At 37.1% G+C, this 15,337-nt stretch carries 17 protein-coding genes; 6 read left to right on the top strand and 11 right to left on the bottom strand.

Annotation, left to right across the window (positions count from 1 at the left end):
* Positions 1-44: 44 nt before the first annotated feature.
* The 3 genes from ACZ5V8_RS06180 to ACZ5V8_RS06170 form a co-directional block, all read right to left on the bottom strand.
* A complete protein-coding gene (locus ACZ5V8_RS06180; RefSeq protein ID WP_464217079.1) occupies positions 45-314 on the bottom strand; it encodes a type II toxin-antitoxin system RelE family toxin in 270 nt (89 codons plus the stop codon).
* Positions 292-537 (bottom strand): type II toxin-antitoxin system prevent-host-death family antitoxin, encoded by a 246-nt coding sequence (locus ACZ5V8_RS06175; RefSeq protein ID WP_440617022.1) that lies wholly within the window; start codon positions 535-537, stop codon positions 292-294. Before ACZ5V8_RS06175 ends, ACZ5V8_RS06180 begins: the two co-directional genes overlap by 23 nt.
* A 129-nt stretch (positions 538-666) precedes the next feature.
* Complete coding sequence (locus ACZ5V8_RS06170; RefSeq protein ID WP_464217078.1) at positions 667-1,290, bottom strand: fumarylacetoacetate hydrolase family protein; 624 nt, start codon at positions 1,288-1,290, stop codon at positions 667-669.
* Between the two features lie 171 nt (positions 1,291-1,461).
* Between ACZ5V8_RS06170 and ACZ5V8_RS06165 the strand changes: the two genes are divergently transcribed.
* Entirely contained in the window at positions 1,462-2,160 is a 699-nt protein-coding gene (locus ACZ5V8_RS06165; RefSeq protein ID WP_464217077.1) for a DUF445 domain-containing protein, read from the top strand.
* An 86-nt stretch (positions 2,161-2,246) separates the two neighbouring features.
* Here the strand turns inward: ACZ5V8_RS06165 and purB are convergent, their stop codons facing one another.
* Complete coding sequence (purB, locus tag ACZ5V8_RS06160) at positions 2,247-3,614, bottom strand: adenylosuccinate lyase (RefSeq protein WP_440617025.1); 1,368 nt, start codon at positions 3,612-3,614, stop codon at positions 2,247-2,249.
* Positions 3,615-3,746: 132 nt separating this feature from the next.
* On the bottom strand, positions 3,747-4,262 hold the full coding sequence (locus ACZ5V8_RS06155; RefSeq protein ID WP_440617026.1) for a hypothetical protein: 516 nt from the start codon (positions 4,260-4,262) through the stop codon (positions 3,747-3,749).
* A gap of 312 nt (positions 4,263-4,574) precedes the next feature.
* On the opposite strand from ACZ5V8_RS06155, the gene ygfZ reads away from it, so the two are divergent.
* Positions 4,575-5,342 (top strand): CAF17-like 4Fe-4S cluster assembly/insertion protein YgfZ, encoded by a 768-nt coding sequence (ygfZ, locus tag ACZ5V8_RS06150; RefSeq protein ID WP_464217076.1) that lies wholly within the window; start codon positions 4,575-4,577, stop codon positions 5,340-5,342.
* Between the two features lie 6 nt (positions 5,343-5,348).
* On the top strand, positions 5,349-7,421 hold the full coding sequence (locus ACZ5V8_RS06145; RefSeq protein WP_464217075.1) for a UvrD-helicase domain-containing protein: 2,073 nt from the start codon (positions 5,349-5,351) through the stop codon (positions 7,419-7,421).
* Here the strand turns inward: ACZ5V8_RS06145 and ACZ5V8_RS06140 are convergent.
* The gene (locus ACZ5V8_RS06140; protein ID WP_464217074.1) at positions 7,414-8,136 is read right to left on the bottom strand and encodes an ATP-binding cassette domain-containing protein; all 723 of its coding nucleotides are present in this window, start codon (positions 8,134-8,136) and stop codon (positions 7,414-7,416) included. The two genes, ACZ5V8_RS06145 and ACZ5V8_RS06140, sit on opposite strands and share 8 nt — an antisense overlap.
* 294 nt (positions 8,137-8,430) lie before the next feature.
* On the opposite strand from ACZ5V8_RS06140, the gene ACZ5V8_RS06135 reads away from it, so the two are divergent.
* The 3 genes from ACZ5V8_RS06135 (at position 8,431) to hslR (ending at position 10,804) form a co-directional block, all read left to right on the top strand.
* Positions 8,431-8,772, top strand: coding sequence for an ArsR/SmtB family transcription factor (locus tag ACZ5V8_RS06135; RefSeq protein WP_440617931.1), 342 nt, complete (start codon positions 8,431-8,433; stop codon positions 8,770-8,772).
* Between the two features lie 252 nt (positions 8,773-9,024).
* Positions 9,025-10,392: a glutathione-disulfide reductase gene (gene gorA / locus ACZ5V8_RS06130; RefSeq protein WP_464217073.1), complete on the top strand. Its 1,368-nt coding sequence runs from the start codon at positions 9,025-9,027 to the stop codon at positions 10,390-10,392.
* 19 nt (positions 10,393-10,411) lie between these two features.
* Complete coding sequence (gene hslR, locus ACZ5V8_RS06125) at positions 10,412-10,804, top strand: ribosome-associated heat shock protein Hsp15 (protein WP_464217072.1); 393 nt, start codon at positions 10,412-10,414, stop codon at positions 10,802-10,804.
* Here the strand turns inward: hslR and ACZ5V8_RS06120 are convergent.
* The 5 genes from ACZ5V8_RS06120 to ACZ5V8_RS06100 all read right to left on the bottom strand — a co-directional run bounded on the left by ACZ5V8_RS06120 (position 10,783) and on the right by ACZ5V8_RS06100 (position 15,252).
* Positions 10,783-11,520 carry a copper homeostasis protein CutC gene (locus ACZ5V8_RS06120; protein WP_464217071.1) on the bottom strand — a complete coding sequence of 246 codons (738 nt, stop codon included), beginning with the start codon at positions 11,518-11,520 and terminating at the stop codon, positions 10,783-10,785. The two genes, hslR and ACZ5V8_RS06120, sit on opposite strands and share 22 nt — an antisense overlap.
* Positions 11,521-11,604: 84 nt before the next feature.
* A complete protein-coding gene (gene speB, locus ACZ5V8_RS06115) occupies positions 11,605-12,561 on the bottom strand; it encodes an agmatinase (RefSeq protein ID WP_464217070.1) in 957 nt (318 codons plus the stop codon).
* A gap of 15 nt (positions 12,562-12,576) precedes the next feature.
* On the bottom strand, positions 12,577-13,203 hold the full coding sequence (locus tag ACZ5V8_RS06110; protein WP_440617586.1) for a zeta toxin family protein: 627 nt from the start codon (positions 13,201-13,203) through the stop codon (positions 12,577-12,579).
* Positions 13,187-13,855: an O-methyltransferase gene (locus ACZ5V8_RS06105; protein WP_464217069.1), complete on the bottom strand. Its 669-nt coding sequence runs from the start codon at positions 13,853-13,855 to the stop codon at positions 13,187-13,189. Before ACZ5V8_RS06105 ends, ACZ5V8_RS06110 begins: the two co-directional genes overlap by 17 nt.
* The gene (locus tag ACZ5V8_RS06100) at positions 13,852-15,252 is read right to left on the bottom strand and encodes an RNA-binding domain-containing protein (RefSeq protein ID WP_464217068.1); all 1,401 of its coding nucleotides are present in this window, start codon (positions 15,250-15,252) and stop codon (positions 13,852-13,854) included. Before ACZ5V8_RS06100 ends, ACZ5V8_RS06105 begins: the two co-directional genes overlap by 4 nt.
* Positions 15,253-15,337: the final 85 nt, after the last annotated feature.

Below are 15,337 nucleotides of genomic sequence, written 5' to 3'. Positions count from 1 at the left end.
AACTTATATTCACTTTGGGGGGTATTATAGTCTTGTAGAGTGGCTTACTTTCGATCAAAAATTTTGTAGACCTCATCATCGTTTCTTTTTCCAACCACAGTTATATAAAGTATTTCACTATCTGTTTTATAGATTATTCGGTACTCACCTATATCTTTACGAAAAAAGTCATCAGACCCTTTTAGTTTTATAATGTCTTGTTGTTCAGGGTTTTTAGCTAGTCTAAAAAGTTCTTTTACAATTTGTTTAAATTGTTTTGGTGGTAACTTATCAAGAAATTTATCAGATTCTTTACTTAGATTGATCAAGAGCATTTTTTAGCTTACCCATACTTTGCTCAACACCAATATACCCATCTTTTTCAGATTGTAATGCTTGATTAAGCCAATATAAATCTTCAATAGATTGCAATCTATCATATTCCTTTTTACTAATAAGGACGGCTTCATTTGATCGACGTTTCACAAAAACAGCTTTGTGCATTGCTTCTGTTAAATACTCACCTAAATGTGTTTTAAACTCTGTACTGGTTATCATGATTAAATAAACCCATTTGATTAATTTAATCAAATTATAGGATGAATCACTCGATAGATCAAGATGTAAAATTTTCCCCCCATTTTTCTTTGCTATATAGCACCCTAATTGACCCAGCTAAATCATTAGCTAGCGATTGCTTACTAGATATTTCCTTTTTAAAACAACTTTTTCTTTAAGATATAAACTCAATTCAAAGACATCATTTAGTTTAACCTCACCAACACCTTCGGGTGTGCCTGTCATCACAATATCATGATCATTCAAGCTGAAATACGTCTGAATATATTGAACTAAAGACTCTGGTTTATAAAGCATATGCTCATACAAGCCATGCTGTTTAACACAGCCATTAATCATTAGTTTAAATGATAAATCAGCTAAATCCTTGATATTCTCTAAGGGAATAAATGCACTAAAAACCGCAGCGCCATCAAATCCTTTGGCTTTCTCCCATGGTAGCCCTTTTTGTTTAAGCTTGCTTTGCAGATTGCGATCGGTTAAGTCAAGCCCCAAGCCAACCCCTGCTATTTTTTGTGATTCTACCAGCAGACATAACTCTGCTTCATAGTGCAGTGCGCGCGCGGAATCAATAACTAAAACTTCACTAATTGCTGAAATAGGCTTTATAAAAAGCACAGGCTCTTCGGGCATCTCATTATTAAGCTCTTTGATGTGATTTAAGTAATTACGTCCAACACAGACGATTTTTGAAGGGAAAACAATTTTATTATTAAAAGCAATGCTATGCATATAAGCTCTATCACTCTAACTTAAGTAAAACAAGGCTAACAGTTTTTAAATCTTCTGTAATGATTAATATAAGCAAAATCATAAAATTAACCGATTGAGCGTTTGCGTGAATTACAAATTTTTCTTATGATAGCCGCCGCTCTTAACCGATTAATGGAAGTTATAACAAATATGTTTAATAAAAGTCTTATGACAAATCTCGTTGCCCTAATCATCAGTATTTTAGGGGTAGTATTTGCTAATGCCCAACTTAAAGCCGTTGGTTTCTATGCCCTTTCTGGTGCTATCACCAATTGGCTGGCGATTGTGATGCTTTTTGACAAAATCCCCTTTGTCTATGGCTCAGGCGTTATTCCACGCCAATTTGAAGGCTTTAAACGCGCTATTAAAAGTATGTTGTTAAAGCAGTTTTTCAAGACTGAATACCTTGAGCGCTTTTTGTTAAGTGCTTTTTCTGATGAGAAAAACAGCTTTAAAGACACTATTGCCAAAAAGGTTGATTATGACTTGCTATTTGACAGTTTTGTTGAAGCAATCATGGAGAGTCAGTTTGGTAGCATGATCGAGTCTTTTCTTGGCGGAAAAGATGCTATTGAGCCGATGCGCGACTCTTTCAAAGCCAAGATGGAAAAATCAATTATAACGATGCTAAGTAACGCTGATAGCAATGGCAGTTTTCAATTTGATCAGTTAAATGCACACCATATTGCTGAAAAGCTTGAATCTATGATTGATGCGCGTCTAGAAGAACTCACACCTAAAATGGTGAAAAACATCATTCAAGAGATGATTAGAAAGCACCTTGGCTGGCTCGTGGTTTGGGGTGGCGTTTTTGGCGCTATTATTGGGCTTGTTGCCAGTTTTTTCTGAATTAACCATCTAAAATAAGATCTCTGTTTACAGCAGATATTCTCGGACTTGCTCAGAGAATTAAAAGAATAACTATGTTTGTATGACTACTTAATATGCTCTTGGCATAACTGCTCAGCAATTCCGATATAATTAGCAGGTGTCATTGCTTTTAGACTTTCCTTAACGTCATGTGGTAAAGCTAATCCATCGATAAAGACGGATAAATCATTGAGTGAAATACGTTTGCCACGTGTTAACTCTTTGAGTTTCTCATATGGCTTTTCAATACCATAACGACGCATCACGGTTTGCACGGCCTCACCTAAAACTTCGACATTATTTTTTAAATCTTCTAAAATAGGCTCTCGATTAAGCTCAAGTTTTTTCATGCCCTTTAGCATCGCCTGATAAGCAATCAAGCTATAGGCTAAGCCAACACCAATATTGCGTAGCACCGTCGAATCCGTCAAATCGCGTTGCCAGCGTGAAATAGGCAATTTAGCCGATAAGTGATTCATTAACGCATTGGCAAGACCCAAGTTACCTTCAGCATTTTCAAAATCAATTGGGTTAACTTTGTGTGGCATGGTTGATGAGCCAATCTCACCGGCAATCGTTTTTTGTTTGAAGTAATTTAAAGAAATATAACCCCAAATATCACGATTAAAGTCGATACAAATAGTATTAATACGACATAAACAATCAAAACATTCAGCCACATAGTCATGTGGTTCGATCTGTGTTGTTAATGGGTTATAGCTTAACCCTAAGCTGCCGACAAATGACTTAGCCAATTTCTGCCAATCAATATCAGGGTATGCTGCAATATGTGCATTAAAGTTACCCACCGCACCATTGATTTTACCCAAATACTCAATTTGTGCTAACTGCTTGGTTTGACGCGATAAACGATAAGCAACATTAATGAGCTCTTTGCCAAGCGTTGTCGGTGACGCAGGCTGACCATGAGTGCGCGATAACATCGGTTGATCAGCAAAATCATTTGCTAATTTTTGAATAAAGTCTTGAACGTGTTTAACCTCGGGTAATACGACTTTTTCAATTGCATTTTTCAACATCAAAGCATAAGAAAGATTATTGATATCCTCAGAGGTGCAGGCAAAATGAATAAACTCGCTGATATTAGCAAGCTCGGCATGCTCTGCAATTTTATTTTTAATGAAGTATTCAACGGCTTTGACATCGTGATTGGTTGTTTTTTCAATCTCTTTAACCGCCAGCGCATCTTTTTCACTAAAGTTATTGATAATGCCATCTAAGACATTTAAAGCATCATGAGATAACTTTGGCACTTCATTAATTTCAGGCGTATTAGCAAGATGCTTTAGCCATTTGATTTCAACTAGCGCGCGATAATAAATCAGACCATACTCACTTAAAAAGGGACGTAATTCAGATGCTTTATCAGCATAACGACCATCAACAGGTGATAAACACAATACGGAATCCATAAGACTAAGACTCAACATTCAAAAACAAAGGTAGCCCGATTGTAACAAAAACTATTTAGCAGCCTCAAACGCTATTTATAAGTTTTAATGAATTATTTGTTTTTACTGTCAACAAATATCTTTAGAGATCAATCACAAATGATAGTTATCAAGATCCATCAGATTTTGATGCTGTTTACTGAGATGATTAACTTCATATTCAAAAATGTTATTAAGCGTATCGTTATCATTTGCTTTGTCTACGCGATCTGTAATTATAGAGATAACTCCTTTAAGATTGCTCCTTTTTGGAAAGTTTTTGGCTAAATAGTCTCCTACATACGTTAGCTCTTGATCTGTATCTAATAATTCATTTAAGTATTTATCCTCCAATTTAGCTAGTTCAAGCATGTTTTCTATGGTCAAAGGACGTTCTTGTGCAAGTTTCATTTCTTCGGTTGGATTATCTACAATGCTGTTCATAATGGATGAACCCAATCCACATTTGTTAAAAGAATACTGCACAGCCTTTTGCATGTGTAAACACGTTAGGTCTTTTTTTTGCGTTTCAAACAATCCTAAACCTGGTGTTTCGATGTCTTTGAAAAGCATATTTCTGTAAGCATTGTAAGCAACATAGGCAACCATAACCTTTTTGGCTGTTTTCATTTATTAACCTTTCCTGTTTTATTGGTTTGTAACACTACCAATCATTTTGTACTTAAATGTAGTTGAGAATGAATGGCATAATTAGACTATCACGATAGTCAGTGTTTATATTCAGGGATTCAATAGCATATTTAAACTCTACTAAAATCTATTTTGATATATTTTTTGTTCATAATTGGATTTAACTATTCTCAATGTTGATTATTGATATTGTAATTAAAGAGAATTAATTACATTTTAAGGAATGCTTTACTTTGGGCATTAAATCCGCTATTTTCCTTAGCATTGTGACTAGGCTTTTATGTTGATTTTATGGCGTATTATATTTATGAAGATATTGAAATGATTCGCGTATTTGGCGCGGACTGCGTGAAGTTCTTACAAGGACAACTTACCAACGATGTGACATTGCTTAATGCTAAGAACCCGATACAGCTAAATGCGCTATGCAACCAAAAGGGACGTATTATCGCCCTATTCTTTATGCGTTTTGTTGCTGAGAATGATTTGTTGTTAGCGTTACCTAGAAACTTGGCTGACCAAGTATTACAAGCCCTTAGAAAATATGCTGTATTTTCAAAGATTAAGTTTGAAGCTTGTGATCAATATCAACTGGTATATAGCCAAGATGATGAAAAAAGCTTTTTGCTGCAACATGCCATTGTTGATGTTTCTCAACAGCTTGTTAGCTCATTAAATTTTGACGAAGTACAAAAAGAGAATATTTGCCAACAATTGCCGATGATTGATATTCATAATAGCGAATCCTTTTTACCGGCAGAGCTTAACCTTGATCGCCTAGATGTCGTTAGCTATCAAAAAGGCTGCTTTATGGGGCAAGAGATCATTGCACGCATGAAATATCGCGGTAATTTAAAGAAATCCTTGTTAAGCATTGAAACCGATAAGGCATTGCCTTTTGCCGAGAAACTGCAAAACGTTGAAGGAAAAAATATCGCTGACATTGTCAATCAAGTGAATATTAATGATAAAAGCTTTGTGCTTGCCGTGTTTAATCACGCCATTGAAAACGCACCGATTATCTTACAAGGCGATATTGATGCCAAAATTATTGCTTAAACTAAAATGCGTCAATTAAATCCAGAGCAACAACAAGCGGTTGAATATATCAGTGGTCCACTATTAGTACTGGCGGGTGCCGGAAGTGGTAAAACCAGTGTCATTACTGAGAAAATTGCCTATCTCATTCAAAAGTGTCATTACAAAGCGCATAGTATCTTAGCGGTTACCTTTACCAATAAAGCCGCCAAAGAGATGAAGTCACGTGTGCAATCTCGTCTTGAAGGCGAGAACACTAGAGGCTTGCGTATCTCAACTTTTCACAATCTTGGTTTAACCTTATTACGTAAGCATCATACTTTGCTTGGCTATAAAGCTAATTTCACTCTATTTGATGAGCAAGATGCCATTACCCTAATTCACGAGATTGCTTATAGTGCTTTTCAATCAACCAAACAAGCAGCGGCTGAATTTAAGCAACAGATTTCATTGTGGAAAAATGCATTACTCACCCCAGCTGATGTCATGCTCACTGGCAATGATCATTTAAAACAGGCGCATGAAGTATATATTCAATATCAGAAATATCTTAAAGCCTATAATGCGGTAGACTTTGATGATTTGATTTTCATTCCAGTGCAATTATTGAAAAAACATCCTGAGGTTAAAGAGTATTGGCAACAACGCTTTCATTATGTATTAATTGATGAGTATCAAGACACCAACGAAAGCCAATATAAATTAATGCAATTATTAGTTTCTCAGCGCCAGCAATTTACCGTGGTCGGTGACGATGATCAGTCAATTTATGCTTGGCGTGGTGCGCGTCCTGAGAATTTATCTCTCTTGCAACAAGATTATCCAAAGCTTAAAGTCATTAAGTTGGAACAAAATTATCGCTCAAGTGGGCGTATTTTGCATGCGGCGAATACATTAATTGATAACAACCCTCACCTATTTACCAAGAAACTGTGGTCAGCTCATCATTATGGTGAACCAATTCGTGTACTTATAACCAAAAGTGAAGAAGATGAAGCGCAACGCATTGCCAGTGAAATCATGACGCACAAAGTCAATAATAATACGCATTTTAAAGATTATGCCGTGCTTATTCGTGGCAATCATCAATCTTTTTTGATCGAGCGCTATTTTCAGTTATATAAAATCCCCTATGCCATTAGTGGTGGCAGTTCATTTTTTGCTAAAACAGAAATCAAAGATGCGCTGGCTTATTTTAAGCTTTTGGTCAATAATCAAGATGACTGCGCATTTTTACGCGTGATCAATACCCCAAGGCGCGAAATCGGTCCATCAACACTTGAGAAGCTCGGTGAATATGCAACATCACGACATATCTCATTATTCGATGCCATCGATGAAATGGGGTTAACACAAGTATTAAAACCTATTGCAATTGAAAAGCTGAAAGTTTTTAAACAATTTATTTATGACTATCAGCGTAAAATTAAGGATGTACATCATTTAGCAATGCATCTGATCCATATGATGGAAGCAATCAATTACCATACTTGGCTGGTTGATAATGCGAATTCGTTAGCGCAAGCGGAAAAACGCTATAAAAACGTACTGGATTTAATTGGTTGGATTTGTGAGAAAAAAGAAGATAACGATATAGCTGATGTAGAGAAAACAACAGAAGCGGAAAATACGGAAAATGCAGAAAGCTCAAAAAACCAATCCGTAGCGATAAATTTTGCAGAAACGATCAATCGCATGCTGTTATTAGATATTATTGATCGAGAACAAGAGCAAAAAGAGGATGAAAAAGTGCAGATCCTCACAGTGCATGCCTCAAAAGGTCTAGAATATCCACATGTTTATGTAATGGGCGTTGAGGAAGGTTTATTACCACATCAGCAAAGCATTGATGATAATTTTGTCGAAGAAGAGCGCCGTTTGGCTTATGTGGCCATCACGCGTGCCAAACATACCTTAACCCTGACCTTGACAAAAATGCGTAAAAGATTTGGTGAAACAATCCCTTCAAAACCCAGTCGTTTTATCGATGAGCTGCCACAAGATGACCTTACTTGGAGTGGCAAATCAGAAACCACTCAAGCCGAGAGAAAGACACTTGCTAAGAGTAATTTAAGCTTATTAAAGGGGCGTTTTAGCTAGTTGTCGTAAACAAAAACGCATTTTCATGAGCTAAGTATTTGGCTTTGATTTTAAATGCTTCTCTAAACTTATCATCAAGTATTACTTTTTTGGGCTCATCCATTTTAAGCAATCTGCCATTATCCATTAAGAGCATTTGATCACAAAATTGAGCGGCTAAATTTAAATCATGCATCACCATAATGACACCCAGATTATGGCGCTTTAATAACTCATCTAAAATTTCAAAAACCAGTGCTTGCTGATAAAGATCTAATCCAGCAGCATGCTCATCTAATAGCAGCCATTTTTCTTCATTATTATTGCCAGCAATAATTTGTAATACCACACGCGCTAAATGAACACGCTGTTTTTGTCCGCCTGAAAGCGTATGAAAAGGCATGTTTTTTTGTTTAGTTACCCTTAACATTTCGCACACTTGATTGATTAGATTCTCTTTACGATTGGAGTTTAAATCATATGGGTAAAGCCCCATACCGATAATATCATTAACAGTGTAATTAAATAAAACCTGTGTATTTTGCGCAAGAAAAGCAAATCTTTGGGCGCGCTTTTTTGGATTGAATTTAGCTATATTTTTACCGCCAAGCAGAACCTCCCCCGTAACCTGTTTATTGGAAAGCTTGGCTGATATTATGTCTAACAGCGATGTTTTACCGGCACCATTGATGCCGATGATTGCGTATTTTTTACCAGACTCAAATGATACGTTCACGTCAAAAATCCTAGCATCAATATTGATATTTCTTAACTCAAGCATGCGCCTTGCTCAATCCAACCAACAAGGGCATCACTATAAAGAAAAGCCCTTAACATCGCAATAAAGAATCATTTGCATATTTATGCATCTTAACATTCAAATACCCGAACATTCATATATTTAAATATTCAGATATACAGATATTTGAAAAATCAGGTATTTATATATGCCTTTATGCATATATTGTTTGACTGCCCTGCCCTCATCGGTAAAAATAGATGTAATTTAAGATCATCAAGGGATATTTATATGTCGATATTAAAAAACTTAGGCTCAACTTATCAGACAGAACTGTGTTTAAAGGCATTTAAAGCACTGGCTAATCCCGATAGATTTAATATTGCCCTATGGTTATTAGAGCCTAAAAAAAATTTTTTCTCTGAGAAAATTGATATTGAAAAAGAAGGTGTCACCATTAATATGATTATGCAAAAATTAGACCTCTCTCAATCGGTCACCTCACAACACATTCAACAACTTCAAGAAGCTGGCATTATTAGTTGTGAACGCAAGGCGCAATTTAGAATGTGCAAATTAAATAAAACCTACACACGCCAAATGTTTGAATCCATTGCCGATATGTTTCAGTAACCTGCCCTTTTATTCATAGCGTATAAAATTTCTTTTTATTATCAATTGTCACCTAATAAAAACCGATGGTTTTAGTTATTTCTAAACTTTATGATTTTATTCATTTAATCTAAACAAACATCGCTATGTTATTGATGGTTTCTATTTTAATCCAACTAAAATCATATTGACAAAATGACATGTATCCCTCGTAAAGATAGCTCTTGCTAGTTTATAATATCAATCTACTTTTCATAAAGAGACAGATAAAATATGCAACATTTTGATTTGATTTGTATTGGTGGTGGCAGTGGCGGCATTGCCGCAGGTGTTCAGGCTGCACGCTTGGGGAAAAAAGTCGCTATTGTTGAAGCCAAAGACCTAGGTGGCACTTGTGTTAATCGCGGATGCGTGCCTAAAAAAGCCATGTGGTACGCAGCTAATCTTGGCTCTCGTTTAAAACATGATTATCAAGGCTATGGCTTTGATTTGGATGTCAAAGGCTTTGATTGGCAAACACTTAAAAACAAACGTGACACCTATATTTCTAACATTCACCAGTTTTATAATAAACTATTTGATAGCCAAAAAATCACCCACTTTAAGGGATGGGGAAAATTTAAAGACAGTAATACTATCATCATTAATAACGAAAATAATATCACTGAAATTAGTGCTGATTATATCTATGTTTGTCCAGGAGCCTACCCTTTGATTCCAGAGAATATTCTTGGTGCTGAGCATGGTATTACATCGGATGATTTTTTTGAGCTTGACACACAACCGCAAAAATCAGTCATTGTCGGTGGTGGTTATATTGGTGTTGAAATTGCCGGTGTTTTTCATGAGTTGGGTACTGAGACACACCTTCTTATTCGTCGTGATAAACCACTTAAAGAATTTGATGAGATGTTAAGTGATGAATTACTTAATAGCATGCAAATGCTAAAGATGGATGTAAGAACCAATACCACTATTACTAAAGTGGTTAAAAAATCCAATGACCTACTTGATATTCATTTAAATAATGGTGATGCGCTTTATGATGTTGATTGTCTCGTTTGGGCAACTGGACGCGCGCCACTCACCGCTAATTTGGGATTGGAAAATACAGACATTAAACTCAATGCCAATGGCACGATTATTGTTGATGAATATCAAACGACAACGGTTTCTCATATTTTCGCCATTGGTGATGCTACGGGGGCTGCACAACTAACTCCAGTTGCAATTGCCGCCGGCAGACGTTTATCCAGACGGTTATTCAATGATGAAACTAAACTTAAATTAGACGCACATTTGATTCCTACGGTTGTCTTCTCGCATCCTGCAATCGGTACTGTTGGTTTATCAGAAAAAGAAGCCAATGATCAGTATGGCAAAGATAATATCAAAGTTTATCAAAGTAAATTCACTCCACTTTTTGCTGCGATCTCAGGCTTTAGATTGCCTACTGTGATGAAGCTTATTGTTGCAGGTGTTGATGAAAAAGTGGTAGGTTGCCACTTGATTGGTTTAGATGCCGATGAGATATTGCAAGGCTTTGCAGTTGCTATCCAAATGGGGGCGACAAAGCAAGATCTTGATAATACCATTGCTATTCATCCAACCAGTGCCGAAGAACTGGTTACGATGCGTTAATTTCTAAAAGGATTAATATATGGCAGATGATGTTCGTTTAGATAAGTGGCTGTGGGCAGCGCGTTTTTTTAAAACGCGGCAACTTGCCAAAGAAGCCATTGAAGGCGGTAAGGTGCACTATAATGGTGCGCGCTCCAAAGTCAGTAAAAAGGTTGAGATTGGTGCAAAACTTACCATTCGTCAAGGGTATGCTGAAAAAGTTGTTATCATTGTGGCTTTATCAGATAAACGCGGCGCGGCAAGCATTGCGCAAACGCTTTACAATGAAACCACTGCTAGCATAGAAAAACGTGAACACGAAACAATGCTTAGGAAACTAAATAAAGCCACCCTGCCCAATCCAACAAAACCAAATAAAAAAGAGCGTCGCCAGATTATCTCTTTTAAACATCAACAAGATAGTGGTGATTGAGAAGTTATAACCGCAATATTTTCTTTAACAATATCTTCATCGGTTACGTTATAACTTAGTGAACTTTTGCTAAAAACACTTTCACTTTTCACATTACTTTTGTTACTCGCCGCTGAGAAATGCACGGCATCGACGCCAGTTTCCTTAAATTGTGGAATATTATCTTTATTAACACCACCACCTGCCATAATTTCAATTTGACCATGATATCTTTGCACTATTTTGGCAATATCATCTAGCCCCATATATGCTTTACTTTTACCACCGGATGTTAAAATGCGATCAATACCTAGATCAATACATAGCTGCACACTGTCAAGGTAATCAGGCACCATATCAATCGCACGATGAAAAGTCACTTCTAATTGATAAGACTTAGCAAGCTCTGTTAAATATTTCGTTGCTGCGATATTAATATGACTATGTTTGTCAAGCACGCCTAGAACGATACCATCAGCCCCAGACTCATACATAAGTTTTATCTCTTGCGCCATCATCTTAATTTCAGCCTCGTTATAACACAAATCCCCCGCGCGTGGACGGATCATCGTATGGCGACAAGCCACTGATTTCTCTTTAGCATATTGTACTAAATACGGTGAGGGGGTTAAACCATCTAAACTCAGTGCGTTACAGATCTCCAAACGAGTTATCTCGGGGAATTTTGCTACCACATCAATGGATTCAATATTATCCACGCAAATTTCAATATTCATGTTTAACTGTTTCCCCCCACTTTTTGCTTTTAATATCTGTTATAGACTTTCTTGATTTGCTATTTTCACTATTTTTTTATCTTTTCATTTTTTCATTTTTTTATCATGTGCTAAAAGACAAATCATGTCACAAGCAACATGTGCCGCAGCAATTGCCGTAATTTCAGCATGATCATAAGCCGGAGCCACTTCAACCACATCAGCACCAATTAAATTTAAACCGGTTAACCCACGCAAAATAGCTAAACCTTGCGCTGAGCTTAATCCACCTGCTACAGGGGTGCCCGTACCTGGTGCAAATGCTGGATCCAAACAATCAATATCAAAGGTAATATACGTTGGTCTATCCCCAACAATCTGCTTTACGCGTTCAATTACTGTTTTAACACCATGCTCATGGACAAAAGGAGCATCTAATACATTCATGCCCATAAAGTCTTGATTCCATGTACGAATACCAATTTGTGCCGAATGCTTTGGATCGACAATGCCATTTTTAATCGCTTTATAAAACATTGTCCCGTGATTTAACGAATCTTCATCATCATCACGCCACGTATCACAATGCGCATCAAAATGAATGACTGATAAGCCTTTGCCATATTTTTGAGCCATCGCTTTTAAAATAGGATAAGTAATATAATGATCACCACCAAAGGTCAGTGGAAAAACGCTGTGATTAAGTAAATGCGCGATATGTGCTTGTATGGCATTCGGTGTCGTCAGCGGATTATGTGGATCTAAAAAACAATCACCATAATCAATTACTGCCAATTCATCAAAAGGGTTAAAGCCCCATGGAAACGTAGTAAGCTCTGCCAATTGCACTGATGCTGCGCGTATTGCCCTTGGACCCAAACGCGCGCCTGAGCGATAAGTAACTGCCAAATCAAAAGGCACACCGCTCACGGCAACATCAACATTGGTCAGATCTTTGGTGTAATTGCGACGCATAAAGCTTGTTACCCCACCATACGTCATCTCAAACTGTGATCCTTTTAACGCTTTGCGCGCAATAGCTGCATCAACTAATTCACTCATTTATGATCATTCCTTTTATTGATTAATTTGTGTGTAAATACGATTAGCCCAAGGCAACATCTGCTCGTATTGAACAACCTCCGCATGATAGCGTGAAAACTGCAAACGATAGTAATCCAAACTGTTATCAATCACATGTAACTCGTCAAACAAAGCATGATGATTGATTAAATTAGTAACTGATTCATCATAACGTTTGATAATAAGATCTGTTTCAATATTGTGTCCACCCTTTTTAACTCGATCAGCAACACGCTCAATATTCAGCTCAACGCGCTCTAAGCCCATAAAATAACATACAGTGCGATAACCTTGCTGTTTAGCGCGCAAGATACGACTTAAAATACTTTTGCCTGAGAACGTGCTTTCCATACAAGTGTTTAAGCTATTATCAAGTGCGGTTTTATACAGAGCAATGGCTTGCTTTGATGCAAAGATCAACGGGTTGTCTTTATTTTTTAACGTCGCAATACGATTAAGCGCGTCAGGATCAATATTCGTTTGAATATTTGATAAGTCCAAATAGGCACGTAATGAGCTTTTGCCCGAACCATTTGCCCCTAATAAAAAAATAGCAACAGGCTCACTCTCAGAGCTAACCTGAATGGATTGCGTTACAAAATGATTAATCGTTGTATTCATCGCATTTTTCTTTTTTAGTGATTAGGTGTAATCCGTGTCTAATCGGCAATATTAAATTATCCACTTCTGGATGACCACAAATATATTGATTAAAATCATCTAAGGCCTTGGCGCGCTTATCCACAGGATCAAGCACCTCACCACGCCATAAAACATCATCAACAACAATCATCCCCTTTGCACTTAACTTCGGCAGTAGCAAGTCAAAATAGCGATGCGTTTGCATCTTATCAGCGTCAATAAAAGCAAAGTCAATACCATCAGGAAGTGAATTAATTGCATCAATCCCTTCTTGAATAAGCATTTTAATTTTATAACCCACATCGCTTTCTTCAATATATTTACAAGCCAATTCATGACCGGATTGATGTTCTCGATCAATCGTATATATTAGCGTATCATCATCAGCTGCTTCCGCCATTGCTAGTGCTGACAATCCACTAAAGGTGCCTAAATCAACGCATATTTTAGGGTTTTGCATTTTGATAAAGAATTGCAAAAGCTTAGTGACAATGGTTTCTGATAACATTTGTGCGCCATGTACTGAACTTTCAGTGTCAGCCTTTAATGCTTGTAAAAGCGGTGAGTTTGGCTTGGTATGGTCAAGACAATACTGCCATATGTTTTGTTCTGTAAATTGGTTTTGTTTCATGTGATAATCTCCCAGTAACCACCTTTAGCTGAACCAATCCGCTTGATAACACCTTGCTTTTTAAGACGGCTAATTATTTTCTCTACACCTGAGGTACTTAACCCTGTTTCTTCTGCAATAGCTACTATGCTTATATTATTGCTATATGAAATCAATGCCAAAACTTTGCTTTCATTTTCACCCCACTTTTCACCCCACTTTTCACCCCACTTTTCACCCCACTTTTCACCCCACTTTTCACCCCACTTTTTCACCGGCGTTTTCACGCTTTTGTCGAAATCTTTTTCTTCCAACGAGTCGAAATAATCACGATCATAAGGAAAAGCAACCTCCATAAAATTTTCACTGAAATGGAAAACACGTTTTGAATAAGCTTGTAAAATACGATTCATGCCAGAGCCTAACTGCTCAACCAAATCAAGGTCTCGGTATACTCGCATCAACTCACGATTACGAATCATTGAGCGACCTTTGAAAAACTCTGCTTTACTTAAGCCTGACACCAGCCCACCGTAAGAAGTAATTGTTAAACGATCAGCATAAATTTCAACAACAGGTGTCACCTCGCGGGTATAATCATTGTGCACCATAGCATTAATCAATGCCTCTCGAAGAGCCGTTTTATCGATCATATTCTTTTGCAATCGACGTGCTGCACCGGTAACCTTAGTAAAGGTTTTATTCTCAACTACAAGCTTATCTAATACTCGCTCTGTCGCTTTAATCAGTGAGCAATAGCCATACTCTTCATTTTCAATCAAATCAACTTTATTGCTCCCAGCATACTTTGCAACTTTGATTGATACACTGTTTTGATCTGCCAGTAGATATGCGACATAATTAAACTCACCATGTGATGTGTATAGATCCAGATTCTCCAAGAAGGCATCATTTACCGTAAAACCTTTCTCGTCATAATAAATTTTAAGCTGATGAAAGCTTAAGTTTTTGCGCGGTGAGGGAATGTTACGCAATGAATCACGCGCACGTGTGGCGTAAAGCCTTTCAATCATTTCAGTCGTCAGCGGCTGAGCTGCCGTACCAACCCGAATATATGCACCTGCTGGAGACATGCCGTATTTTTTCAGGTAATAAGGCTTCTCAGTACCGCGCGTCACGATGACTTTAATCACCGATTTACCATCAAATGTTTGCGTCACCACATCGAAAAACCCCAAAGTAGTCGGTAAAATATTATTTTTAATCCGATCAATAATGGCTAATTGTAGTTTATCAGGATGCTTTACACCGATAATAGTCCCGTCATCTTCAACCCCAATGTAAATATCACCACCTTTTGCAGAGTTTAAAAAAGCAACTACTTCCTTTTCCAGTCTATCGGTGAGTTCACGCTTAAATTCAGTGGTTTCGTCTTCGTAAGGATGAAAGGTGGTCATTTTTGCTGCTTCCTCAAACTGACAATTTTATTGTTAATAATTGGAGATTTAGACAATGTTTTTATCAAGATCATCATTTATGCTA

This window comes from Cysteiniphilum sp. GTC20157, from assembly GCF_055396795.1.
This window is presented reverse-complemented; position numbering and strand designations above follow the sequence as displayed.

What these genes read in the sequence shown, in the direction of transcription:
- gorA (WP_464217073.1), top strand. Translation starts at nt 9,025, where the DNA reads ATGCAACATTTTGATTTGATTTGTATTGGTGGTGGCAGTGGCGGCATT.
- purB (WP_440617025.1), bottom strand. Translation starts at nt 3,614, where the DNA reads ATGGATTCCGTATTGTGTTTATCACCTGTTGATGGTCGTTATGCTGAT.
- ACZ5V8_RS06170 (WP_464217078.1), bottom strand. Translation starts at nt 1,290, where the DNA reads ATGCATAGCATTGCTTTTAATAATAAAATTGTTTTCCCTTCAAAAATC.
- ACZ5V8_RS06110 (WP_440617586.1), bottom strand. Translation starts at nt 13,203, where the DNA reads ATGAATACAACGATTAATCATTTTGTAACGCAATCCATTCAGGTTAGC.
- ACZ5V8_RS06100 (WP_464217068.1), bottom strand. Translation starts at nt 15,252, where the DNA reads ATGACCACCTTTCATCCTTACGAAGACGAAACCACTGAATTTAAGCGT.
- ACZ5V8_RS06135 (WP_440617931.1), top strand. Translation starts at nt 8,431, where the DNA reads ATGTCGATATTAAAAAACTTAGGCTCAACTTATCAGACAGAACTGTGT.
- ACZ5V8_RS06180 (WP_464217079.1), bottom strand. Translation starts at nt 314, where the DNA reads ATGCTCTTGATCAATCTAAGTAAAGAATCTGATAAATTTCTTGATAAG.
- ACZ5V8_RS06145 (WP_464217075.1), top strand. Translation starts at nt 5,349, where the DNA reads ATGCGTCAATTAAATCCAGAGCAACAACAAGCGGTTGAATATATCAGT.
- ygfZ (WP_464217076.1), top strand. Translation starts at nt 4,575, where the DNA reads ATGGCGTATTATATTTATGAAGATATTGAAATGATTCGCGTATTTGGC.
- ACZ5V8_RS06105 (WP_464217069.1), bottom strand. Translation starts at nt 13,855, where the DNA reads ATGAAACAAAACCAATTTACAGAACAAAACATATGGCAGTATTGTCTT.
- hslR (WP_464217072.1), top strand. Translation starts at nt 10,412, where the DNA reads ATGGCAGATGATGTTCGTTTAGATAAGTGGCTGTGGGCAGCGCGTTTT.
- ACZ5V8_RS06175 (WP_440617022.1), bottom strand. Translation starts at nt 537, where the DNA reads ATGATAACCAGTACAGAGTTTAAAACACATTTAGGTGAGTATTTAACA.
- speB (WP_464217070.1), bottom strand. Translation starts at nt 12,561, where the DNA reads ATGAGTGAATTAGTTGATGCAGCTATTGCGCGCAAAGCGTTAAAAGGA.
- ACZ5V8_RS06155 (WP_440617026.1), bottom strand. Translation starts at nt 4,262, where the DNA reads ATGAAAACAGCCAAAAAGGTTATGGTTGCCTATGTTGCTTACAATGCT.
- ACZ5V8_RS06165 (WP_464217077.1), top strand. Translation starts at nt 1,462, where the DNA reads ATGTTTAATAAAAGTCTTATGACAAATCTCGTTGCCCTAATCATCAGT.
- ACZ5V8_RS06120 (WP_464217071.1), bottom strand. Translation starts at nt 11,520, where the DNA reads ATGAATATTGAAATTTGCGTGGATAATATTGAATCCATTGATGTGGTA.